This window comes from Candidatus Nitrosopumilus sp., assembly GCF_965263415.1.
In the GTDB taxonomy this organism is placed as follows: domain Archaea; phylum Thermoproteota; class Nitrososphaeria; order Nitrososphaerales; family Nitrosopumilaceae; genus Nitrosopumilus.
Genome location: NZ_OZ253671.1, coordinates 409,301 through 432,699 on the forward strand (window position 1 = coordinate 409,301; position 23,399 = coordinate 432,699).

The 23,399-nt window shown below is 33.3% G+C and carries 28 protein-coding genes; 12 read left to right on the forward strand and 16 right to left on the reverse strand.

The features are described 5' to 3' along the window. Positions 1-21: 21 nt before the first annotated feature. Positions 22-1,479, forward strand: coding sequence for a glycine--tRNA ligase (gene glyS / locus ACQY22_RS02980; protein WP_428325065.1), 1,458 nt, complete (start codon positions 22-24; stop codon positions 1,477-1,479). 173 nt (positions 1,480-1,652) lie between these two features. Next, positions 1,653-2,813: a glycosyltransferase gene (locus ACQY22_RS02985; RefSeq protein WP_428325066.1), complete on the forward strand. Its 1,161-nt coding sequence runs from the start codon at positions 1,653-1,655 to the stop codon at positions 2,811-2,813. Positions 2,814-2,860: 47 nt separating this feature from the next. Here the strand turns inward: ACQY22_RS02985 and ACQY22_RS02990 are convergent, their stop codons facing one another. Continuing rightward, positions 2,861-3,511: a Snf7 family protein gene (locus ACQY22_RS02990; RefSeq protein WP_012214448.1), complete on the reverse strand. Its 651-nt coding sequence runs from the start codon at positions 3,509-3,511 to the stop codon at positions 2,861-2,863. 105 nt (positions 3,512-3,616) lie between these two features. Between ACQY22_RS02990 and ACQY22_RS02995 the strand changes: the two genes are divergently transcribed. Beyond that, positions 3,617-4,372, forward strand: coding sequence for a glutamate racemase (locus ACQY22_RS02995; RefSeq protein ID WP_428325067.1), 756 nt, complete (start codon positions 3,617-3,619; stop codon positions 4,370-4,372). Here the strand turns inward: ACQY22_RS02995 and cobM are convergent. From cobM to ACQY22_RS03015, 4 genes are read right to left on the reverse strand one after another with little or no spacing between them, the layout of a single operon-like run. Next, positions 4,353-5,123: a precorrin-4 C(11)-methyltransferase gene (gene cobM, locus ACQY22_RS03000; protein WP_428325068.1), complete on the reverse strand. Its 771-nt coding sequence runs from the start codon at positions 5,121-5,123 to the stop codon at positions 4,353-4,355. The two genes, ACQY22_RS02995 and cobM, sit on opposite strands and share 20 nt — an antisense overlap. Further along, entirely contained in the window at positions 5,116-5,838 is a 723-nt protein-coding gene (gene cobI, locus ACQY22_RS03005) for a precorrin-2 C(20)-methyltransferase (protein WP_428325069.1), read from the reverse strand. Before cobI ends, cobM begins: the two co-directional genes overlap by 8 nt. A 35-nt stretch (positions 5,839-5,873) precedes the next feature. Further along, entirely contained in the window at positions 5,874-6,464 is a 591-nt protein-coding gene (gene cbiT / locus ACQY22_RS03010) for a precorrin-6Y C5,15-methyltransferase (decarboxylating) subunit CbiT (RefSeq protein ID WP_428325070.1), read from the reverse strand. Positions 6,465-6,488: 24 nt separating this feature from the next. Then, complete coding sequence (locus ACQY22_RS03015; protein ID WP_428325071.1) at positions 6,489-6,965, reverse strand: hypothetical protein; 477 nt, start codon at positions 6,963-6,965, stop codon at positions 6,489-6,491. Positions 6,966-7,068: 103 nt separating this feature from the next. On the opposite strand from ACQY22_RS03015, the gene rqcH reads away from it, so the two are divergent. Next, complete coding sequence (rqcH, locus tag ACQY22_RS03020; protein ID WP_428325072.1) at positions 7,069-9,018, forward strand: ribosome rescue protein RqcH; 1,950 nt, start codon at positions 7,069-7,071, stop codon at positions 9,016-9,018. Here rqcH and ACQY22_RS03025 read toward each other — a convergent pair. Then, the gene (locus ACQY22_RS03025; protein ID WP_428325073.1) at positions 8,993-9,379 is read right to left on the reverse strand and encodes an aconitase X swivel domain-containing protein; all 387 of its coding nucleotides are present in this window, start codon (positions 9,377-9,379) and stop codon (positions 8,993-8,995) included. The genes rqcH and ACQY22_RS03025 overlap by 26 nt on opposite strands. Continuing rightward, on the reverse strand, positions 9,376-10,530 hold the full coding sequence (locus tag ACQY22_RS03030; RefSeq protein WP_428325074.1) for an aconitase X: 1,155 nt from the start codon (positions 10,528-10,530) through the stop codon (positions 9,376-9,378). The genes ACQY22_RS03025 and ACQY22_RS03030 overlap by 4 nt, the downstream gene beginning before the upstream one ends. Before the next feature lie 55 nt (positions 10,531-10,585). On the opposite strand from ACQY22_RS03030, the gene ACQY22_RS03035 reads away from it, so the two are divergent. Next, the gene (locus ACQY22_RS03035; protein ID WP_428325075.1) at positions 10,586-11,236 is read left to right on the forward strand and encodes an endonuclease III domain-containing protein; all 651 of its coding nucleotides are present in this window, start codon (positions 10,586-10,588) and stop codon (positions 11,234-11,236) included. On the opposite strand, the gene ACQY22_RS03040 is transcribed toward ACQY22_RS03035, so the two are convergent. From ACQY22_RS03040 to ACQY22_RS03050, 3 genes are read right to left on the reverse strand one after another with little or no spacing between them, the layout of a single operon-like run. Next, positions 11,220-11,885, reverse strand: coding sequence for a hypothetical protein (locus ACQY22_RS03040; RefSeq protein ID WP_428325076.1), 666 nt, complete (start codon positions 11,883-11,885; stop codon positions 11,220-11,222). The genes ACQY22_RS03035 and ACQY22_RS03040 overlap by 17 nt on opposite strands. 31 nt (positions 11,886-11,916) lie before the next feature. After that, positions 11,917-13,059, reverse strand: a complete 1,143-nt coding sequence (gene sat, locus ACQY22_RS03045; protein ID WP_428325077.1) for a sulfate adenylyltransferase — start codon at positions 13,057-13,059, stop codon at positions 11,917-11,919. 1 nt (position 13,060) lies between these two features. Then, entirely contained in the window at positions 13,061-13,786 is a 726-nt protein-coding gene (locus tag ACQY22_RS03050; protein ID WP_428325078.1) for a phosphoadenylyl-sulfate reductase, read from the reverse strand. An 84-nt stretch (positions 13,787-13,870) separates the two neighbouring features. On the opposite strand from ACQY22_RS03050, the gene ACQY22_RS03055 reads away from it, so the two are divergent. The 4 genes from ACQY22_RS03055 (at position 13,871) to ACQY22_RS03070 (ending at position 17,128) form a co-directional block, all read left to right on the forward strand. Next, positions 13,871-14,986, forward strand: coding sequence for a thiamine biosynthesis protein (locus tag ACQY22_RS03055; protein ID WP_428325079.1), 1,116 nt, complete (start codon positions 13,871-13,873; stop codon positions 14,984-14,986). A gap of 31 nt (positions 14,987-15,017) precedes the next feature. Continuing rightward, the gene (locus ACQY22_RS03060; protein WP_428325080.1) at positions 15,018-16,253 is read left to right on the forward strand and encodes a glycosyltransferase; all 1,236 of its coding nucleotides are present in this window, start codon (positions 15,018-15,020) and stop codon (positions 16,251-16,253) included. Positions 16,254-16,406: 153 nt separating this feature from the next. Further along, positions 16,407-16,718, forward strand: coding sequence for a hypothetical protein (locus ACQY22_RS03065; protein ID WP_428325081.1), 312 nt, complete (start codon positions 16,407-16,409; stop codon positions 16,716-16,718). A gap of 11 nt (positions 16,719-16,729) precedes the next feature. After that, positions 16,730-17,128 (forward strand): hypothetical protein, encoded by a 399-nt coding sequence (locus tag ACQY22_RS03070; RefSeq protein WP_428325082.1) that lies wholly within the window; start codon positions 16,730-16,732, stop codon positions 17,126-17,128. A gap of 7 nt (positions 17,129-17,135) precedes the next feature. Here ACQY22_RS03070 and ACQY22_RS03075 read toward each other — a convergent pair whose 3' ends face one another. Then, on the reverse strand, positions 17,136-17,930 hold the full coding sequence (locus ACQY22_RS03075; RefSeq protein WP_428325083.1) for an SDR family NAD(P)-dependent oxidoreductase: 795 nt from the start codon (positions 17,928-17,930) through the stop codon (positions 17,136-17,138). Between the two features lie 34 nt (positions 17,931-17,964). Beyond that, positions 17,965-18,981 (reverse strand): lysylphosphatidylglycerol synthase transmembrane domain-containing protein, encoded by a 1,017-nt coding sequence (locus tag ACQY22_RS03080; RefSeq protein ID WP_428325084.1) that lies wholly within the window; start codon positions 18,979-18,981, stop codon positions 17,965-17,967. Between the two features lie 167 nt (positions 18,982-19,148). On the opposite strand from ACQY22_RS03080, the gene ACQY22_RS03085 reads away from it, so the two are divergent. Genes ACQY22_RS03085 through ACQY22_RS03095 form a run of 3 tightly spaced genes read left to right on the forward strand, consistent with a single transcriptional unit; the run spans position 19,149 to position 21,516 of the window. After that, positions 19,149-19,907: an ATP/GTP-binding protein gene (locus ACQY22_RS03085; protein WP_428325085.1), complete on the forward strand. Its 759-nt coding sequence runs from the start codon at positions 19,149-19,151 to the stop codon at positions 19,905-19,907. Continuing rightward, on the forward strand, positions 19,907-20,830 hold the full coding sequence (locus ACQY22_RS03090; RefSeq protein WP_428325086.1) for a homoserine kinase: 924 nt from the start codon (positions 19,907-19,909) through the stop codon (positions 20,828-20,830). Before ACQY22_RS03085 ends, ACQY22_RS03090 begins: the two co-directional genes overlap by 1 nt. A gap of 11 nt (positions 20,831-20,841) precedes the next feature. Beyond that, entirely contained in the window at positions 20,842-21,516 is a 675-nt protein-coding gene (locus ACQY22_RS03095) for a 7-cyano-7-deazaguanine synthase (protein ID WP_428325087.1), read from the forward strand. Positions 21,517-21,518: 2 nt separating this feature from the next. On the opposite strand, the gene ACQY22_RS03100 is transcribed toward ACQY22_RS03095, so the two are convergent. The 4 genes from ACQY22_RS03100 to ACQY22_RS03115 form a co-directional block, all read right to left on the reverse strand. Continuing rightward, positions 21,519-21,773: a hypothetical protein gene (locus tag ACQY22_RS03100; RefSeq protein WP_428325088.1), complete on the reverse strand. Its 255-nt coding sequence runs from the start codon at positions 21,771-21,773 to the stop codon at positions 21,519-21,521. 40 nt (positions 21,774-21,813) lie between these two features. After that, on the reverse strand, positions 21,814-22,371 hold the full coding sequence (gene folE, locus ACQY22_RS03105) for a GTP cyclohydrolase I FolE (RefSeq protein WP_428325089.1): 558 nt from the start codon (positions 22,369-22,371) through the stop codon (positions 21,814-21,816). Positions 22,372-22,433: 62 nt separating this feature from the next. Next, complete coding sequence (locus tag ACQY22_RS03110) at positions 22,434-23,147, reverse strand: 7-carboxy-7-deazaguanine synthase QueE (protein ID WP_428325090.1); 714 nt, start codon at positions 23,145-23,147, stop codon at positions 22,434-22,436. 41 nt (positions 23,148-23,188) lie between these two features. Continuing rightward, positions 23,189-23,383: a hypothetical protein gene (locus ACQY22_RS03115; protein ID WP_428325091.1), complete on the reverse strand. Its 195-nt coding sequence runs from the start codon at positions 23,381-23,383 to the stop codon at positions 23,189-23,191. Positions 23,384-23,399: the final 16 nt, after the last annotated feature.

A 23,399-nucleotide genomic window follows, 5' to 3' on the forward strand; every position in this document is an offset into this window, starting at 1 on the left:
CAATGGTTTTAGTGAGTAAATATGGACTATGAAGCAGTAATGAAACTAGCACTTGAGAGAGGATTTTACTTTCCAAGTTGTGAAGTTTATGCTGATGCACAAGCCGGATTTTGGGAATATGGTCCAACAGGAGTAGGATTGAAAAATAAATTTCTAGAATTATGGAGAAGAGAGTTAATCAGAAGAGATGGAATGCTTGAGATAGATGGTTCTCAGATAATGTCAAAATCAGTTTTTGAAGCTTCAGGTCATTTGGGAAATTTTGCTGATCCAATAATAAAATGTACAAAATGTAATTCAACGTTTAGAGCAGATAGAACTATTGCAGAATTAACGCAAATTGAAATTCCTGAAAGCGCAGATTTGGAAGAATTTGATAACGCAATTATTCAAAATAACATAAAGTGTCCAAAGTGTAAAGGTGATTTTGATAAAACAAAGAATTTCAACATGATGTTTAGAGTAGGAATTGGTCCTGAGGAAGAGGAAGCATACCTTAGACCAGAAACATGTCAATCAATCTTTGTAGATTTTCCTAGATTATACAAAACTATGAGAGGAAAGCTTCCTTTAGGAATTGCACAAGTTGGAAAGAGTTTTAGAAATGAAATTGCTCCCAGACAAAGCTTATTGCGTTTAAGAGAATTTTATCAAGCAGAGATCGAAGTTTTTTGTAATCCATCAAAACTTGATGAAGTTGAAAAGTTTACAGAAGTTCAAGATACAATAATCAGAGTTCAGACAGACTCTGAACCAGTGGAAATGACTTGTAAGGAAGCAATAGAGTCTGGAACTGTTCCAAACAAGTTTGTAGCATATTATCTAGGAATACTAACTGAATTTTATGAAAAAACAGGCATAGATATCTCAAAAAGTAGATTTAGGAAATTGGGAGAAAAAGAAAAGGCGTTCTATGCAGAAGTTGCATTTGATTTTGAGGTAGAAACAACAATTGGGTGGTTAGAACTAGTTGCATGTAACTATAGATCAGATTATGATTTGTCCAGTCACGCAAACAAGAGTAAGGAAAAATTTGAGATTATGGATGGTGATGACAAGGTATTACCACACGTATTTGAGATTTCAATGGGAATTGATAGGAGCTTGTACACAATATTAGAACATTCACTCAAAGATGATAAAGAACATGAAAGAATAGTTCTATCGCTAAAACCATATCTAGCTCCAACTCATGTAGGAATTTTATCTCTAGTAAAAAAAGATGGGTTAAAAGAAAAAACAGATGAGATTTATCTTTCCGTTAAACGAAAATTTGATGCGTTCTTAGATCATTCAGGTGCAATTGGTAGAAGGTATAGAAGATTGGATGAGATTGGAGCTCCTTTTGCAGTCACAGTTGATCATCAGACGTTAGAAGATGATACGGTTACAATTAGAAAAAGAGACTCCATGGAACAATCTAGAGTAAAAATTTCTGATATGGATTCAATTCTTTTAGAATCTGTTGGTTTTCCATAGATTAATCTGAATAATTGTAATCATTTCAGAAATATCTTCTATTTCATTTTAACAGTCAAGTTTTTGATATAGAATTTTTAGAAAAAGTAATGGAAATGAAGAGTGATAAAAATAGACTGCCAAGCCTAAAAAATAATTAAAAATTAATAACTACTGAAAATTTCTGGGAGAATATGTTGGTAGAAAAACCAAGTAATCAGATCTCAATCATAATTCCTACATATAACGAATCTCAAAATATTCTCAATATTTTAAAATCAATTAAAGAAAATTTACCCAAAAATATTTCAGCTCAAGCAATTGTTGTTGATGACAACTCTCCTGACGGAACAGGAAAAATTGTTGAAGATTATCTAAAAAATTTGAAAAAAATTACAAATTATACAATTGAAATTATTCATAGAAAAACAAAAGATGGATTAGGTTCGGCAATTCTTAAAGGAATTCAACAAGCAACAGGTGATACAATTGTTGTTATGGATTCTGATTTTTCTCATCCACCACAAATTATTCCAAAATTGGTTGAATCTATAAAAAAATACCAATATGACATTGCAGTTGCATCACGTTACATTAAAGGCGGAAAAATTGAAAATTGGTCTGCAAAGAGAAAATTAATTAGTAAATTTGCAACACTTGTTGCAAAAAGAGGATTAGGAATCAATACAAAGGATCCAATGTCAGGATTCTTTGCATTCAAAAAAAATATTCTTAATGGATTAAATATTGATGCAATTGGTTACAAAATCCTTTTAGAAATTCTTGTTAAAACAAAAAATGTTACCATTACAGAAATTCCATACACATTTCAAGATAGAGAATTAGGCTCTAGTAAGCTAAGCATGAAGACAGTCTTTGACTATTACAAATCAGTGTGGAAGCTTTATCGATATGGAAAACCAGAAGAAGAGAATGAAAAAAGAAAGTCTGTAAAATTTCTTTACAAGGCAGCAAGATTCTACACAGTTGGAGCTTCTGGATTTGTAGTAAACTATTTGATTTCATTACTATTTGCAGGTGGAATTTCAGATATGTGGTACTTACATGCAAATGTTATTGGAATTATTGCATCAATTACAACTAATTTTATTCTAAACAAAGCATGGACATTTGGAGACAGAGATTTCAGAATAAAAAAGACAATGTCGCAATATGGCAAGTTTGTATTGTTTAGTTCATTAGGTGCATTAGTACAATTAGGAATGGTGTATTTCCTAGTAGATAATGCTGAGATTTCATATCCATTAGCATTAATTTTAGCAGTGGCTACAGCAGCTTTTGGAAACTTTGTATTAAACAAGAAATTTACCTTTAAAGAAAAATTACTAAACTAGTTTTTTAGAAATTAAAATAAAAAGAAACGACTGACGTCTTTTCCCAACTACTCAAAGGTAGAAGTAGAGGTTCCTGACGAAAGTCCAGTTGAGGAAGGTACAGATGGGAATTTATCACCAATCTGTTGTTCAGCTACTGCAGATGCTTCTTGTAGGATCTTCTCTGTTTCTTCACTAGAAACGTCTGACTCCATGTTAAATGAGTCTCCTGCAAGTGAATCCATCATAAGTCCATTGAGTGTCTGGGTCATGGTATTCAATTCTGAGTCTGCTTCTGGCATGAATCTTCCTAGCGATGACTTCAATCCCTTCATTGTAGACATTGCTGGTCCAATTGCCACCATAGCGTCACCAAGATCATGAATAGTTGTGAGTCTTAGTTGGACTTGTTCTAATGACATTCTTGCGTTGCCGAGCATCTTTGTAACCTTACGAATTTCAGCTAATTCGTTAGACAAAACTCTACTTGTGCTAGTATCATGTTGCTGCATTGCAGTCACGACTCTCTGAAAGAGTTGCGCATCTCTTTCGTGCAGTTTACCTAACATAGAGTCCATCTTTGAGATTTGGACTTGTAGTTTGTTTACTGCAGTTTGAATTCGTGGTTTTAATGCACCTTGAGGCTTTACTGCTTCACGGAGTTTGCCAGTTACGCTTTGGGTCTCTTGTCGAGCCCAAGTCTTGTCGAAGTTTGGCATGATTTGGATTTAGAAATTTAGTCTTAATGTCGGGTGTAAATTTAGATCAGTTTTTGGGTAAAATTAGCTAACAAACTATTATTCCGAGATTCTTTTGATAATGTTGTGGTTAGAATTGCAGTTTTTGACTCAGGATTAGGCTCATTATCCATAATTCAAGAAATGCAAAAAACATTCAAGTCGGAAATCATCTACTTTGCAGACCAGCAAAGTTACCCCTATGGTAAAAAATCTCAGGCTCAGCTGAAAAGAATTATGCGTAAATCTATCAATTTGTTAGAAGAATTCTTCCCAGATTTCATAGTTGTTGCGTCAAATACGCCTAGCCTTATGTTAGAATTAGGTACAAAGAAAATTTTTGATGTAAAACCTCCACTAAAAGAAGCAAAAAAAATCACAAAGTCAAAACAAATTGGGATACTTGCAACAGAATCAGCAACAAAAAGTAAAGGATTATCAAAATACATTCAAAAAAATTGTCCAAAGTCTTTTAAAATTTTTAAAATTAATGGAACAAAACTTGTAGATTTAGTTGAATCAGGAAAATTTCTTACAGAAAAAAAATATTGTAAAAAGATCATAAAAAAAGAATTAGAAATATTAAATGAAAATCAAATTGATGTTATTACACTTTCTAGTACACATTTACCATTTTTAAAAAAATATTTACTAAAAGAATTTCCAAATATACAATTTATTGATCCAGGAAATATTGTAGCTCAGAAAATTTATTCCAAAATAAAAAATAAGCAATCTAAAAAAAATTCATTAAAAATTTTTACTTCTAAAGATACAAAAAACTTTCAATCAAAGTTATTAAGAATAGGAATTAAAAATAAAGTTAATTTTTTATCTTTTTAGCTTTTCTGTAACCATGACTGAATTTTTTATCATATAATTTAGAATATTCATATGTTTCAGGATCAATTACATCACTGATAATTACTATAGCAGTTCTAGTAATTTTTTCTTCTTTGAGTTTTTTTGCAATGTCACCAAGTGTTCCTTTGATAATTTTTTGATCTTTCCAACTTGCTCTATACACTACAGCGACAGGTGTTTTCTTTTTGTATCCACCTGCAATTGCTTCTTTAACTAAATCAGAAATCAAATGAACACTGAGATAAAAGATCAAAGTGGATTTGTGTTTTGCAAGTTCAGAAATTTTTTCTCTTTTTGGAACTTTGGTTCTAGATTCTGCTCTAGTTACAATAATTGTTTGAGTAACTCCCGGAAGAGTTAGTTGGGTTCCCAAGGCAGCTGCAGAGGCTAAAAATGCAGTAACTCCAGGCACGACTGTAGATTTTATTCCTTTTTTTGTAAGATTATCAATCTGTTCTTTAATTGCACCATAGATTGATGGATCACCATCATGCAATCTAACAACAAGTTTGTCTTTTTTTGCATTTTTGTATAACATATCAAAAATTTCTTCTCTAACCATTCCAGCTGCATCATACAATTTTCCTTTTTTACATAATTTCAAAATGGGTTCTGGAATTAAAGAACCAGAATAAACAACAACATCTGCTTTTTGAATTAGTTTTTTTGCTTTAACTGTAATTAGTTCAGGATCACCTGGTCCACAACCAACAAAGAATACATCAGACACGTTTTACCACCAAAATTGAAAAGTATTTTGTAGTTAATGTATCATCATTTACTTCACCCAAAGTCATCTTTCTAATAATTTCATTTTCTGTTCCCAAGTCTTGTCCAATTGCAAAAATGGAATTATCAGGGAATCCTGATTCTTTTAGGACATCAATTACTTGATCAAAATATCTACCATCTTTTAGAAATATCATAGACTCAGAATTTTTTGCTATCTCTTTAACACTACTCAAATCATAACAAGAAGGAATGATGGCAACTTTTTCTGCACCCTCTGCAATACTTACACCAACCTTTGATGCAAATGTAAACATTGAAACAATTCCAGGAATAACACTAATATTCATTTCAGGATATTTTTCAGTAAGATCTTTGTGCATGTATATCCAAGTACTATACAAAAATGGATCACCTACTGTTAGATAAACAACATTTTTTCCTGATTGTACAGTTTCAGCCATAATCTTTGCATTTCTTTTCCAAGTTTCTTCAAGAACATTTTTGTCTTTAGTCATAGGAAAAATTAGCTTTACAATCTCTTGATTCTTTGATTTGTCAATGAGGGAATCAACTACAGATAATGCAATACTAGGCCTATCTTCTTTTGAGGCAGGACACATGATAATATCGGCATCTTGAATTGCTTTTACAGCCTTGACTGTAAGAAGTTCAGGATCTCCAGGACCAACACCAATTCCTATCAATCCAGGCATGAAATGATTAAATTTTCTCCCAATTAAAAGCTAGATTAGGCTTTAGTTGCTGAAATTATAGTTACAGGATTGCGTGCCAACATCATAGTTCCAGTAGTGGTTTTTCTGCTCTTAGATATAGTTACTTGAGTAATATCTACATCTTTGAATTGTAATGTATTCATAACTTGTAGTACAGAGTACAATGTTTCAATGAGAATAATTCCAATCACTATACGCCCACCAGTCTTTAGTTTTTTTTCAGACAATTCTACAATTTCTTTGGTATCGCCACCAGTTCCTCCAACAAATATTGCATCAGCTTGTTCTAATTCTAAAATTTTTTCTTTAGCGTTTCCAAGTATTACTGAAACATTTGAAAGTTCAAATTTTTCTAAATTCTTTTTTGTCAAGTCTACTGCATTTTGATCATAATCAATTGCAATGACTTTTCCAGAAGATTCAATTTGTAGTGCAGCTTCGACAGAAATAGAGCCACTACCACAACCAACATCATAGACAGTTTGTCCAGATTTTAGTCGAGCTTTGCTAATTTGAACAGTTCTAACTTCTTCTTTGGTAATAGGAACTTTTTCAGTTCTCTCAAACTCTTCATCAGGAATTCCAGGAGTTTTGTAATCCCACATCAGATTATCACCTTTTGTAATCTACTAGATGTTGATTCCAGTAGAAATATTTCCAGAATGAACTAAAGTATAGGTTACAATCCAAGTAAACAAGTACAAGAAAACATAGCTACCAATTGCTTGTGTAACAATTTTCTTTCTATCTGATGATGGTAATTGCATCTTCATTCCTTTAGCTACAATAATTGTTGCAAAAAATACTATAATCATAAATCCAATGGATGCCCATCGTCTATCTTCACCTTCAATATCTTCAAAGATAAAAGTAGCAGCAGTACCTGCAATAACTGCAAGAGCAACACGCAACCAAAATAATTTGTTTAATTTTCTATCCTTGTCACTTTTTTCAGCCTCACTAATCTGAGGTTCTTTTGATGGTTCAGGATCTGGTTCAGATTTTTCTATTTCAGGAATATCAACTGGCTCTTCTTGAGGAGTTTCCTTCTTAGAGTCCTCAGGCTCAGGTGTAGGTTTTGATTTCTTCTTTTTGAATTTGGCCAATTAAATTTCTAGCGTGTCTCAAGCAAACCATGTTTAATATCTTTGGTCAAAATTTGAGCACATCATAGCAAGGGTATAATTTCAGATAGAAAATATGATAGGCATGGCATTATCAGGAATTGAATTACGATATTTAGTTGATAAAATTTCAAAACAAGTCGAAGACTACTATGTCAGCAATATCTATGGAATAACAAAAGACAGTATTCTCTTCAAATTACATCATACTGAAAAAAGTGATCTATTCATGATGATCTCTACTTCAGGAGTTTGGTTAACAGAAGTAAAGATTGATCAAGTTGAACCAAATAAGTTGCTCAAAAGACTAAGAAGTGATCTCCTTCGATTAAAATTAAAAAAGATTGAACAAATTGGCGCTGAAAGAATTGCATATTTTAGATTTGAAGGATTTGGAAAAGAGTTTGTTTTAGTAGGTGAATTTTTCGGAGATGGGAATATTTTACTTTGCAACAATGAGATGAAAATTCTTGCATTACAGCATTCAATAGATGTAAGACACAGAAAACTAAGTGTGGGATTAGAATATACTCAGCCTCCACAAAGTGGATTAGATATTTTCAATTTAGCAGAAAAGGATTTTGAAGATATCAAAACAACAGAATTGGTTGCGGCAAAATGGTTTGGACGTACTCTGGGTTTGCCAAAAAAATATGTTGAAGGTATTTTTGAAGTTGCAAATGTTGAACCAAAAAAGATTGGTAATCTTCTTACTAATGAAGAGATTAGAAAAATATTTGAGACAACAACGAAGATCATATCAGATATTATTACAGAGAATCATGATCCTATAATTGTTAGAAATGAAAAAACTGAAGTTCTTCCAATTCAACTTGGAAAAATTGAAGGAGAAATTATCAAAGTAAACAGCTTCATAGAAGGACTTGACACTGTTTTTACACAAAATATTGTAGATAAAGGAAAATTGATTCAGACTAGTGGCTCAGACAAGAAGATAAAGGAATTAGAAACTCAGATTTCTGAGCAGGAAAAAGCCATTCAGACAGTAAAAGAGAGATCAAAAAACATCACAAATGTAGCAAATTCACTCTATGATATGATTTCAAAAGGAATTTTATCAATTGAAGATAGTTATGCGCAAGAAATTATGACAGCAAACAATGCAAAATTGATTTCAGAAAAAGGAATTCCACTAATTGTTATTCAAGATGAAAAAATAAAGATAGACCCAAAGGCACCTTTGCAATCAATTGCATCTGCATTATTTAATGAGGCAAAAAAACAATCAGGTGCAATAAGTTCCATTGAAGAAATCAAATCTAAGACTTTGAAAAAATTAGAGAAACTCCAAAACAAAACAGAATCTGAGAAAGATGCAATTATAGTTTCTGAAATTAGAAAAAAGAACTGGTATGAAAGATACAGATGGTTCTACACATCTGATGGATTCTTAGTAATTGGTGGAAGAGATGCTGCATCAAACTCTGCAGTGGTAAGAAAACATTTGGATAATAATGATAAAATTTTCCACGGTGATATTTTTGGTTCTCCATTTTTTATTATCAAAGATGCACAAAATGTTCCTGATACAAGTATGAATGAAGTTGCACATGCAACAGTTTGTTTTAGTCGTGCATGGAGAGAAGGAATGTACGGTGTTAGTGCATATTGGGTAAATCCCGATCAAGTAAAAAAATCAGCTCCAAGTGGAGAATTTCTGCCAAAAGGATCATTTACAATTGAAGGACAAAGAAAATTCATTAAAAGTGGAAATCTTAAACTAGCAGTTGGGATAATTCCACAAGAAGATGGCTTTTCATTAACATGCGGTCCACCTGAAACAATCAAGAAAAATTCGATCTGTTATGCGATAATTGAACCACAAGGAATCGAGATGGTTGATGCTGCAAAGAAAATTAGGCTTGAATTTTCAAAAATTCACGAAGAGATTACTAAAAAAATCAGTATTGATGAATTTGTACGTGTAATGCCTGCTGGGAAAAGTCAGGTAAAAGACGTAAACAGAGGAGAAGCAGATATTCAAAAATTCATTGATACTGAAGAGGATGAGTAGAATCAGTATCAAGTGATAGTTTCATTCCATTATTAATTGAAGAAAATTCTTCATCAGGTAAGATTACAAGTGGAATATTTGCCAATGCACACCCAGTAGCTACAGTCAGATCTGCTTTTTGGCAAATCATTGCAAGTGGTGCTGTTCCATTTGATTTGATAGAGTAAATTGTGTATGCACCAACACTACTTCCAACACCAGAAGGAAAAACTAGAATCGTATCTTTGATTGATTTTTCATATAGATCATGATTTTTGTCACTAATAATTCCAGTTTTTTTGTCAACTGTACCTAGAAAATTAATTGCATCTTTTGATTTTAGGACAGTGCCTTCAACTTTTCCTGAAACTAGAACCTTCATCGTGTCTCATCTTCTATAATTTGTGATAATGATTTTAGATTTACATCAACACCATTAGAGTTTTTTAGATAAAATGCACCCTTGATGCTATTAGTAGTAACAGCATCAACGCTGTCTTTGTTAATTAATGGAGTAAGACAAGTACAACAATCAGAAAGAATCTCACACCCAGCACGTTCTAATTCATTTGTATAGCCAATTTTGTTTGCTTGTTCTTTCACAGTTCGCGGAGTAAATATCATACATCTCTTCTCAAATGTTCGTCCCTTTAGTTTTCCAGCAAGTTCTGAAATTTCTTCTAAACCCAACTGAGGACTTCCAAGTGTAATGATGTCACCTTTCTCAGATGTGTTTAGTTCATCGTGAACATTTTGCATTGCTTTTTCATCAAAATCTATTTTTTCAGTATCAGAATCACCATCTCTAAAGATAAATTTGGCACAGGTTCCAGATGTTCCCATTCCACCACACATTGCTTTGCATTGACGGTTATCCATCTCACCTAAACCAGAAATATTTACAGATGTGTCTCCCACTTTTCCTGCAAAGAAACCTAGCATTCCATATGTTAGCTCATTTGGATTGTCTACGTTCATTCTAATTGTAACATTTGGTGAATCTTCCTTTCGTAGTGAAGAGTAAGGACTTTTTCCAGTTAATGCACTAGCTAGTGCACTAAATGCACTTTCCTTATTTGTTTTCAAATTATCATAAGAATTTGCATGAATTGCAGCATTACTTTCTGCAAATGCAACTTGAGTTCCATCTTTTGGAATATCAAAAATTTCGTAAGGAATACATGAAAAAGATGGAATAACACCCATTGTTTCATATGAATTTCTAATAGAGAGTTGTTTTGAGATAAAGTTCTCATCTAATCCATAGTTTGATACATTATCAATGTCAAATCCCATTGGATTAAGAGTAGTCTTTACTTTGACTCGCGCATCTTTGCTAATACTAGAAAGAAATTCTTCGCCTGCATCACCTATTGTGTTATAATTTACTCCAGATAGATGAGTCCATTCAATTGGAACTAGTTTTTCTGCATCTGTTGCCTCACCGGTTGCAACAAGAATTCTGTATGCCATCTGCATAATTTCACCTTGTTCGCCTTTTAGTGCAGATTCTTCTTCTTTAGTTAGTTCCAATGAGATGAATTTGGATTTACAGTTATAATACTTGTACGCAGTTTTTCATATGAAAATGGAAAAAATTCTAAGCAAAATGATGGATACAATGAATTCTGTAAAGACACCACGAATAACTGCATTACGAGATCTTCATGACGCTGAAACTGGTCCGTTTAGTATTTTGATTGGAACCATACTTTCTGCCCGAACAAAAGATGAGAGCACAACAAAGGTAGTCAAAGCATTATTCTCAAAATATAAAAATCCAAAACAACTTGCAAATGCCAAACTAAAAGATGTAGAAAAAATTATCAAATCAATTGGATTCTATCATGTAAAATCAAAACGAATTATTGAAGTTGCAAAGATTATTGATTCAAAATACAAGGGTAAAGTGCCTGAAGATTTGGATACATTGGTGGAATTACCAGGAGTTGGAAGAAAGACTGCAAACTGTGTACTAGTTTATGCATTTGAAAAACCTGCAATCCCAGTTGACATACATGTTCATAGAATTTCAAACAGATTAGGATTAGTCGAAACAAAAAATCCCGAAGAAACAGAACAAGAGTTAATGAAAAAAGTCGACAAAAAATTTTGGATTGACATTAATGATACATTTGTTATGTATGGTCAAAACATATGCAAACCAATATCCCCAATGTGTGACGTATGCAAAATTAAACGAAGTTGCAAGTTTTACAAATCTAAGAACGCTTCTTAGTTAGAAACAATACTCCAACTATAACACCAATTCCTGCTGCAACATAAAATGGAAACATTGCAAATGCATTCTTTGATGGATCGCCTGAGAGAAATTCTAAAAGTAATCTACCAGAGTTTACTGCAGGAGGATCAGTAGAGCCTTCCATTCCATAAACAGAATAAGAACCAATTGCAAATTCGCCAATATCCAAATTGGTAACGACAATTCTTGCACCGTTATTGACAGTCAGTCCTGCTCTATCAGTAAAGGAGATAATTGATTTTGCCTCTGGGTACCAACCTCTTTCTAAGTCACTGTGAACTACAATATATCCTTCTTTTGGAGTCTGTACTGCTACCCAGAACTTGTTGTCAGGAATTGAACCCATTCCAACCTCAATGAATTCATCTTCAGAGTTTGCGTCATAAAGCCGAAAGACTGCATTTCCATCAGGATTTGCATAAAGTAGATTGTTATCAATTGTTACCTGCCAGCTGACTGCATGGATTTCATCTAGAGGAATAATAGGTGCATCTCGTAAAACTCTGTTAAATTCTTCAGCAGGAATTTCGATTTCATCAATAATTAACGAAGGATTTACCTCCTGAGCAAATGCAGGTGTAGTAAAAATTCCGCATAGTAAAATTACTGCAAATAGATATCTCATTGAGCTAGTGCAAGTTTGATTGAATAAATATCTAATCAACAAAAGGTTTTGGATGATCCAAAATTACTTGTGCAACTTCTGGTCTTAGGATAAATTGAGAAGGTGCTTGTCCATTTTGAATCATTTCTCTCAATGCAGTTCCACTAATTTGCTCCTTGTCATCATTATCATGTGGACATGCCTTTGGGGTTGTGTATGTAAGACATTTTCTACAATAGAAGAACGGTGGGAAGAATACTGGAGCAATTTCTAATTCAGGATAATCTGAAAATATTTTTTGTGCTGCCATTGGATCATAGAACTTTCCAACTCCTGCATGATCTCTTCCAATAATGATATGAGTGCAGCCATAGTTTTGTCTCATTATTGCATGGTGAATTGCTTCTTTTGGTCCTGCATATTTCATTTGAGTATGTAGAGTTCCCAGTTTACATCTATTTTCTGGATAGTAATGTTCTATCATAGTTTCATAACATTTTACAATTACTTCATCAACAAAGTCACCAGATTTTTTCTTTCCAATTACAGGATTTACAAATACTCCATCTCGTGTTGTAATTGACGTTTTTTGTAGCATCTCATGTGCGACATGTGGCGGATTTCTAGTTTGAAATGCACAAATGGTTTTCCATCCAGCTTGTGCAAATGCTTCTCTTGTTTGTTTTGGAGTTAGTCTATTTTTTCTAATTTCAGTATCATTTGGTCTTTGAATAAAATCAATTTTTCCACCAACTAGGAAATCTTTCATTGACATTGTGTATGCTACACCTGGATGGGATGTATCATTAGTGTCATAGACCCCTTTGGCCGCCTTTTCCTTATCAAATGTAAATATTTCATCAACATGTAATACAGCAACACCAATTCCATCTTGATTTTGTAATAGTACGTCTCCTGCATCTTTCATTTTATTGGCAGTCTCCTCATCAACATCCAATACGATAGGAATAGTCCATGCCAGATCATTTGCAAGTCTTCCTCTTGATATAACACTCTCAAAGTCTTGTTGACCTAAAAATCCCTCCAAGGGACTAAAGATACCATCTGCAATATTTTCAACATCATTTGCCAAGTCTTCTGAAATTGTAATTGAGAATAATCCAGTAGGATCAACATTTGTAATTCTGTTAACTAGTACTCCACCATGTGGTTTGATTGAAGCGTTTTCTGACATGCTAATCCTCTTTTTTACGCTCTATATGAAGGCCACACTCTTTGTGTTCTCCTTGTTCCCACCACCATCTTCCTGCTCGAATGTCTTCTCCAGGCTTTATTGGTCGGGTACATGGCTCACACCCAATACTAGGATAGCCCTTGTCAAGAAGGCTATTGTATGGTAAATCATATTTTTTGATATGTTCTTGAATCTGATCCCATGTCCAATCAATTATGGGATTTATCTTGAGAATCCCACCATGTCCATGATCAAGTTGGAACATCGTAACATCTTCTCTAATTTTGGTCTGTTCTCTTCTTAGTCCAGTAACCCATCCATCAAGTGTACTCAACATTTTGTTCATAGGATGTACTTTACGTATCTCACAACAGAGTTTTCTGTTCTCTACACTTTCATAGAACAAGTTTAGTCCTTTTTCTTTTACCATATCTTCAACTTCTTTGGTATCAGGAAATAACACTTCAATTGTAATATTGTATTTTTTTCTCAAGACATCCATGATATCATATGTCTCTTGAGGTAATCGACCAGTATCCAAAGTAAAGAATCTAAATTTTGGATTAATTTTTAACATCATATCCATTACAACTGCATCTTCAGCACCAAAGCTTGAAGCTTTTGCAACCTTAGGATGTAGATTATCAGATACCCATTGAAGAGCTTCTTCAGCTGTTTTTATCTTTGAGTTGAGATCATCTACTTGTTCTTGTGTAAATCTAGTCACATATTGACTTGAAGTATTTGTTTTATATTGATTACCCGAGGTTTTGTCCTAAATTATAAACAAGTAGATTTCCAAGTAGAAAATATGGATGAAACGTCATATGTCATAGTTTTTCCAACTGTATTTTCAAAAAATAAAATTCCACAGTTAATTTCCAATATTAAAAAAATTCTAAAAATAAAAAATCAACAATTCAAATCAGTAAAGCGAGATGGGGAAATTATTTTAGTAGATGCAAATGATCCGGTCTTTGCATCATCTGCAATTAACATGCTTTTTGGAATCAAAGAGATTGCAATTGCAAAACAGATAAAAAATAATTATAAAGATATAGTTTCCGAAATCACTTCTGTAGGAGGTAATTTACTCCTAAAAGGAGAAAAATTTCTAGTCAAAGTTGAAGGGATTTCAAAAGGATTTCTTGTAAAGGATGTAGAGATCGCAGCTACATCAAGCATCATCGAAAAAAAATCAAAGCTTGGGGCTCACCCAGGAACAGAACAAAATTATGATAAATTACTGTATACATATCTAACAAAGAATAATGCATACATCTGTATTTTTTCAGATAAAGGAAAAGGTGGCATTCCATACCAATCACAAAATCAGAAAACAATTTGTGCAGTATATGACGAATTGTCTGCAGTTTCTTGTTATGAGACCATAAAACAGGGATATGACACAAAGATAATCGTTTGTTATCGACAAAAATCAGAGTTGATGAATCTAGTTAAAATGCTAAATCAAATAATTCCAAGATTAGTTCAAGAGAAGATTGAATTAGAGTTTCTCCATCTGAAAATAAATCCGAAGGGAGTCAAAAATTATCTAACATATGTAAATTCAGTTTTAGAAATAATGTTACAATATTCAATCAAGCGAGTGTCATTAGCTATATCACCACAAATATTTTCATCAGATTTTCTAGACAATGCATTAAAACTGATATTTTCAAAAAAGAAGATTCCCTTAGTTTCATTAGCTGGAGTAGACACAAACTTGTTTGATGAAGCAAAAGAGATCGGATTGGAGAGAAATATCAAGAAATTAGAAAATATTGTAACTATGAGTTCAGATGATATTCCTCCTTTTGCAAAAAAAGAGGTAGAAAATGCCCTCAAAACAAGAAAAGTGATTTCTATTCAGGCAGGACCAAACAATGTACACGATGTTTTGGATTCATTAGAAGAGAATCATTGAGAATTTAAACAGCATATTTGGTTGCAATATTGTGCTTAAGATAGGAGAATTTATCTATCCATGGGGAAGTGGTCACTATTCAAGAATGATGAGGCTAAATGAAGTTCTTGGAGATTACATCAAAGAAGACTTCGAAGTTCATTTTTCAAGCAAAGACCATGTATACGAAAAATTATTGAAAAAGTTTCCAAATGAAAGAGAAAGAATTCATGAGATTTTAATGCCAACTCCAATTGATGGAAAGTTTGGTCCAAGTGTTTCAATGTCATTAATGAATTTATTACTGCCAATTTCAAAAAACCCACCTCTAGTAAGACAAATTGCAAATTATCTTAGAGAAGAAAGAAAACTCTACAACAAAGAAAAATTTGATTTGGTAATAAATGATGGAGATATGGGATCAAATATTTTAGCAAAAAATAGAAACATACCAAGCTTATTCATAACAAACCAATTCAGACCAAAACTATACAATTCTAGATCATATCTATATCCATCATTGATATTTGTAGCAAAGCAAATTCAAAAAGCATCAAAAATTCTTGTTGCTGACTCTCCACCACCTTATACGATGTGTGAGTATAATCTAAATTTTATAAAAGAATCTGAGGACAAAGTAACTTTTGTCGGCCATTTTACAAACAGCAAGAAAATTGACAAGACAGAAAGTTCTGATCTTGAAAAACTAATTGAAAATAATGAATTTGGTTACTGGATGAGAACTGGAAATAAATCAACAAATGATGGAACTGGTCAGAGATATGAAGAAGTATTTCATAAAGATGAGATGAAAACAGAAAAAAGAATAATTTCACATGCAAGAAATGATCCAAATATTGATTCTGTTATTGGAAAAGATGGAAAAAGATACTCCATATCTGATGCATTAGAGAAGAAAATAGATTGGATTCAGATTGATGTGGGATTTCTTTCAGAGCAAGAAAAGGATTCAGTGTTGGATTTATGCAGATATACCGTTGTGAATGGGTCTCATACTGTTATGGGTGAGATTATGGGTGGAAAAGCAAAACCAATCATTGGAATTCCAATCTATGATGAGCACACAAACAACATTAGATGGGCAGAAGAGAAGAATTTGGGAATTCTAGCAACAAAAACAAAGCAGGTAATTGAAGGAATTTCAAGGATTAGAGAGAATTATGAGAGGTTTGAAGAGAGTTTGAATGAGTTTTCAAAGAATTTTGTTCCAAATGGGGCTGAAAATTCAGCAAAGATTGCTGCTCAAACCTTGGAGGAAAAGAGATAATACATTATTTTTAGAATTTCGCTCATCTGGCACGCGGGATTTCGATGGGCGAACGGACCGAAAGGGATGATGAAAAAATCCGCGTGTCAGATACTTATCGATCAATTTACAATGTGGGAACGCTTTTATGGAAAAAATTAAGCCAAATCATCAGTGCCTAACTGTCCAGAATGTACACACAGAGAGAAAAAAAAGATTCAAGAAAAATATGAATCTGAAGTTCCTGAAGAAGAAAGAAGTAGAGATGATCTTTTCAAATTATACGATGAAATTGACATTCCAATGAAAATGGATGAGAAGAATAGAAGAAATTTTGTCTGTAAACGATGTGGTCTTTATGCAACAAGAGAACAAGTTTCAGATATCAGATACAAACTTAACCAAAAAGAAAGAACACGTGATGATAAGCATGATGACTATTTAGAATGGTGGTCAAAGAGCAAAAAAGAAAAAGCTGAAAACTAGCGTGAGTTATTATGGTAAAAAAGAAAAAAGAAGATGAAATTCCTGAATGGGTTACTGATGAGATTCAAAATGCAAAATTCAAGAAGCCTGAAGAATTGAAAAAATCGGGATATATACTAGAGTTTTATTACGAGGATAACAAAGTTGATGTTCAATTGTATGATGCTGTAGAAGATGGCAGACACATTGTGACTATGGATGTTTCAAAAAGTATCAAAATAGATGACTTGTTAAAAGGAGAAGTCTATGAGTTTGTTTTTGATCAACACAAAGCACCACTTAGCAAAAAAGTTTCAGAATATTTAGAAAAAGAAAAAGAGATCGATATGAATGCAATTTATCAATTCGAACTAAAATCACTTGAATTGTTAGATGTAGGCTCTAATGAAGCCGCAGATGATGAAGAATAATTTAGAATTATTTTACAGCATCTAATTGTTTTTTGAAAGACTTGCCCATAATAGGATTAATGAAATAAGGAAACGTATGCTTTAACCAAACAGCACTTCTAACTACAGAAGGAACAATAATTTCCAGTCTAGGAGAATGTGCAGCTTTTAGAATTGCTTTTGCAACAGTTTTAGAACTAAGAGATGTTGGAGAGTATTTTGGCATTTTCTCAAATGAAGGATGATCAAAAAAGTCTGTTCTAACCATTATTGGACTAACAACGGTAATTCCTACCCCAGTACCATGAAGTTCATGTTTGAGACCCTCAGAAAATCCTAGCATTGCAAATTTCGATGCGCAGTAAGATGCAATTCCAGGAAGACCAAAGCTTGCAGCAACTGAAGCAACATTAACTATATGCCCAGATTTTTTATCCAACATTGACGGTAGAAAGTTTTTGATACAATACATCATTCCAAAGTAATTTGTTTCCATCTGGGATTCTATTTCATCAATAGACAGATCTTTGACATAACCATAAATTGCAAAACCAGCATTATTTACTAACACATCAATAAAATCAAATTTTTCTAAAACAGTTTTTGACATTTCTTTTACTTGTGCCTTATCTGATACATCACATTTACAAGCAAATGTAGTAACATTGAATTTTTCTAATTCGTTTGCAAGTTCGTCTAATTTTTCTTTTCTTCTTGCAACTAGAATTATGTTAGCACCTAGTTTTGCGAATTCTATTGCTGTTTGTTTGCCAATTCCAGATGATGCCCCAGTAATCAATACTGTTTTATTTTTGAAATCCACAAATCAAAAAAATCGTTTTAAGATAAAGTGGTTTCTATGGGGCTTGAGGTTTTGAGATTCTACTCAGTGCCAATTTTACTAAAAGTAACCAAGTAATCACAATTGGTACATAGTATGTTGCAATTCTCCAGCCTATTACGGCATCCCATGCTAAACCACCTTGAGAAGCATCAAAGTCAAATGGATTAAGGTTGTTCAGATACGCTACAATTCCAAATTCAGCAAGACCAGAACCACCAATAGTAATTGGAAGATTTCCAATTGCGTTTGCACCCATCACAGCCATAATAGAATCAAATGCGTTGATAACATATCCAGTTCCCATTGCAATGATCATAAATGAAATTCCATAAAATGACCAAGATGCTATTGAAAACAAGAATGATATTGTAAAGACTTTTTTTGATTCAGAAGTTTTAAGATTTTCTCTACTCATAGTACACACTTCTTCCATCCAAGAGTTTGTTTGTTCGATATACTTGACGCCTTTCTCTTTTCCAAATCTTTTTGCAAGTTTTCCTAATATTTTAGGAACTTGGAATGTACGTTTAGAAGACAAGAAGAAGAGAACCATCCATAATGTAGTAACAGTAATGCTAGTTCCCAAAACTACTGCTGCTACAACATATGCTCCATTTAGCAGCGCAATTATTCCTGCCATTATAGATAGTAGTCCAGCTGCAAATACTTCAGTTACAATATCCATGATTGCAATCCATGTTGATTTTGAAGGCTTTACTCCCTTTTTGTGCAAATAATAGATTACAATGAATTCTGCTCCAATGAACATCGGAGTTGTAAATTTGATAAACTCACTACCCACACGAACTCCAGTTAATTTCAAAACAGAATCAAAATTACCAAGATATCTTCTTGCAATGTAGGCAAACTTGACTCCCTGAAGTCCTAGTTTGATCATCATTGCTACAACTGCACCAACAAATGGAAAGAATCCAATTGCAAGAACATCTTCAGGTTTAATATCAAATTGAATAGCTATAATGATAATTGGAATTAGGGTAGCAGGAATAGCTGCAAGTCTCCAGTTCATTTGATGATTTCTTTGAAGGATCAAATATGAAAGTTGACAAAATTAGTTCAGCAGAGTTTTCATGCCTAAAATCAGGCATGAATTTTGTACTTTATTGAGGTTAGCCTCAATAATATTCTGCAGTGCTCAACTAGTTTGAAATATGAGCAAATTATGAATCAGACAGATTGAAGACCATTTTTGTTTCTGGAACTGCCGGTTCAGGTAAATCCTTACTCTCATCAAAATTATATGATTACTATACAAAGAACGGAGCATTTGCTGCAGTTCTAAATTTAGATCCAGGAGTTGAAAATCTACCATATAGTTGTGATGTTGATGTAAGGGATTTTGTAGATATTGTATCAATTATGCAACAATACGATCTAGGTCCAAACGGTGCATTAGTTATGGCAGCTGATTTGATTGCATCAAAGATTGATGATATTCAAAATGAGGTAAACAGAGTAAATCCAGACTATCTAATCGTTGATACGCCAGGACAAATAGAATTATTTGCATATCGTTCTAGCGGACGTTTTCTTATAGACAACATTACATCTGAAGAAAAAACAAGTGTATTTCTTTTTGATGGTGCGTTGATTACAAGTCCAGTTAATTTTGTATCAATTGCACTTTTAGCAACATCAATTAGATTACGTCTTAATCTGCCAACAATCAACGTGTTAACAAAAACTGATCTTATTGGAGCCAATCTCAAAAATATTCTGCAATGGTCAAGTAGTTTGAGTACTTTGGAGAGTGCAATTGCAAATGATGCAGATGGTGACACCTATACTCTGACTACAAACATCTTGAGAGGATTGAATCTTAGTGGATTTGCTCAAGGATTAATTCCAATCTCAAATATAACGGGAGACGGATTTGTCAATCTCGAGGGAGCTCTTAGCAGAATTCTTAATTTGGGAGAAGAGGTAGAAGACTAGTGGCATCAAAAATTACAGTAAAAGCACCCTCTTCTACAGCAAATCTAGGTCCAGGGTTTGATGTATTTGGTTTGGCAATAGATGCATTTTATGACGAAGTCACTTTGACTAAAACAAAAACTGGAATCACAATAGTAACTGATGATAACATTCCAACAAATCCAGACAACAATACTGCAGGACTAGTTGTAAAAAATATGAAAAAAAAATTCAAGATAAAAAGCGGAGTAGAGATTAAAATCAAAAAAGGCATTCCTGCAGGGTTTGGGATGGGAAGTAGTGCCGCATCGGCTGCTGCTACTGCAGTGGCATTTGACAAATTATTTAGATTAAAGTTAGATGGAAATTCTCTAGTAGAGTATGCAGGTTCTGGTGAAAAAGCCAGTGCAGGTTCAGTTCACTATGATAATGTTGCAGCTTCTGTATTAGGAGGATTTGTAATTGTTAAAACAAATCCATTACAAGTAACTAGAATAGATCCTCCAACTAATCTTAGAATGTGTGTTGCTGTTCCAAAACTTGATGTTCCAAAGAAAAAGACCAAAGTTTCAAGAGGAGTTGTTCCAAAGAAAATAAAATTAATAGACAGTATTTTGAATTTATCAAATGCATCTGCAATTGTTGCAGGATTTATGAAAAAAGATCCAGAATTAATTGGCAATTCAATCAAAGATGTAATTGTAGAGCCTGCAAGAAAGCATATGATTCCAGGATTTGACAAGGTCAAAGAAAATGCCCTAAAAGCAGGGGCATTAGGAGTGACAATCAGTGGTGCAGGACCTTCAGTAATTGCATTTTCCAAAAGTTCAGCTGATTTGAAAAAGATTAGTTCTGCAATGTCAAGAGGATTTTCATCAGCAAAAACAGAATGTCAGACAGTAATATGCAAACCAAGCAAAGGTGCTGCAGACAAGAAAAAATGATTTGATGAGTCATGAAAAAAGCAGTAATTGTTTTTAGTGGAGGAGTCGACTCTGTTTGTGCAGTATCATTTCTAAAATCAAAGTATGAGTTGTATGGAATTACTTTTTCATATGGTCAAAAAGCAAACATGGAGATTTCTGCCGCAAAATCATTTGCAAAGAAACTAGGACTAAAGAAACACAAGATTATCGATATTGGTTTTATGAAAGAATTGTATGGAGACTCTAATGTTTTGACTAGTTCAAAAAGAAAGATTCCAAGCAAGTTTGAATACTCCATAGTAGTGCCAATCAGAAATGCAGTGTTTCTCTCTGTTGCATCTGCATGGGCATACACACTGAATGCATCCCTAGTTGTATATGGTGCACATACAGGAGACAAACATTATCCAGATTGCAGGCCTGCTTTTGCAAAGAAATTAGAATCAGCATTTAACCAAGGTGAGATTGATGGAATTAATTCAAAATTGAGAAAGAAGATAGAGATTTGGTCCCCATACAGAGAAGGATTATCAAAAAGTGACTTGTTAAAGAAAGGAAAAACAGTATTGGGAGATTCTATTTTTAGAACCTGGAGTTGTTATTCAAACAAAAAACTGCATTGTGGTGTTTGTGAGTCTTGTAATAATAGAAAGATTGCATTTGAAAAAGCAGGAATTATAGATAAAACAAAATATCTAAAATAATTCTAATGTCTATTTTTTAGAATTTTCTTTTTTAGAATAAATCCTCTTATTCCAATATACCATGCCAAGAAAATCAATCCAGTGATTCCCCACCATATGTAGTTCTGAAGATCTGGAGATAATTCTGACAGAGTTGCAACAACTTCTCTTGCAACTAACATACAAACTGCAAGAACTATTGCAAATTCAATTGCATACCAAGTAAAACTAGGCCAGCCTTCCTTTGGGACATATGCAATTTTTCTTCCATCATCCATGAGTTTTTTGAAATAGAATCGGTATTTAATTTTTGAGTATCTAAAATGCAGAATCTGTAGCACGTTTTCTGATTAGAGTCATAATGCTCTCTTTTTCCTCTTTATTTTCATAAATTCCTCTAAATGCTGATGAGGATAGTGTTGCATCATTTCTAACACCACGCATTTTCATACATAGGTGCTCTGCATCAGCTAAAACGACTACTCCCTTAACGCCTTGAGAGTATAGTTCATCTGCGATATTTTTGGTTAGTCGCTCTTGAATTTGGAGTCGTTTAGAGTATTTTTCAACTAGTCTAACAAGTTTTGAGATTCCAAAGACTCTACCATTTGGAGAATATGCAATGTGGATTTTACCAAAGAATGGAAGCATATGATGCTCACACATAGAATAAAACTGAATATCACGTGCTACAACTACATCAGAATCCTCTGAGAATTGAACAGCTAATTCTGAATCAGAGTCATATCCAGAAAAAATTTCTTGATACATGTTTGCAATTCTTTCAGGTGTTTCACGCAAGCCCTCACGAGTAGGATCTTCACCAACTTCAATTATTAATTCTCGGACAAGTTTCTTTACACGTTCTTCATCCATTTTGATGATTTGAGACGATTTTTCTAGTATTTGAACGTAATCGGAATTTTAGGCTGTGGCAACTATGGTGCGCCAATGAATTTATGTAATTGAGGAACAACCTTGACTTCGTTATAATGTGGAAAAACAACATCATACAAACTCAACAACAAATCAAGTGAAGGTTCTGCAACACCATATGTTGGTTGGATGATGAATCCATCAATGTTATCTTTTGATACAACCTCAAATATTTGATTGACTAGTTCTGTAAAATCATTAGGTTTTGTTTTAGAACTGACAACTACTTTGATGTAAGTTGTCTTTTTTGCAGAAACTGAGGATTCTAAGCATTTCATAGTATGACTAATCAATTTTTCATAATGTTGAGAGTCTACAAAATCTGAATCCTTGGTTTTGAATTCAATTTTTACAATGTCAATAAATGGCAAGATATGATTGAATCTATCAATATCAAAACATGATGATTCTAGATATGTTGGAATCTTTTTGTCCTGAATGTGTTTTGCAAGTAATGCAACTGCTTGGTGTTGAATGAGTGGATCACCGCCTGTAAAATTTACCTTGTATGTTTGGTTTTTCAGATTAGAATCAATTAGTTGGTTTGCTTCCTCAATAGAGTATTCTGTGCCAGAATCAAGTGGAAGGGATTCTTTTGTATCACAATAAAAACAAGTAAAGGGACAACCTGCGAGTCTTACAAAAAGTGTCTTTGTCCCATAAAGAATACCTTCTCCTTCTACGGATGTAAATATTTCAAATACTCTAACTTTCAAGTAATAATGGTAATTTTTTTCATTATTTATTCAGTGAGTTTCTAATGCATCACGGGTTCTTTTGTGTAGAACAATCCAGAGATAAAGAACACTATGCCCAGAATGCCAATTGTGCTTCCAATTAGTTCTACTTGATTTTGAAGATTTCCTTCCATTGGAGCCCATAACCATGCCATTAAAGCGCCAACTACAATCATTGGAATTCCCACTCCAACAGTAATTCCTTTAGATGCCATGCTCAATTCTGTTTGG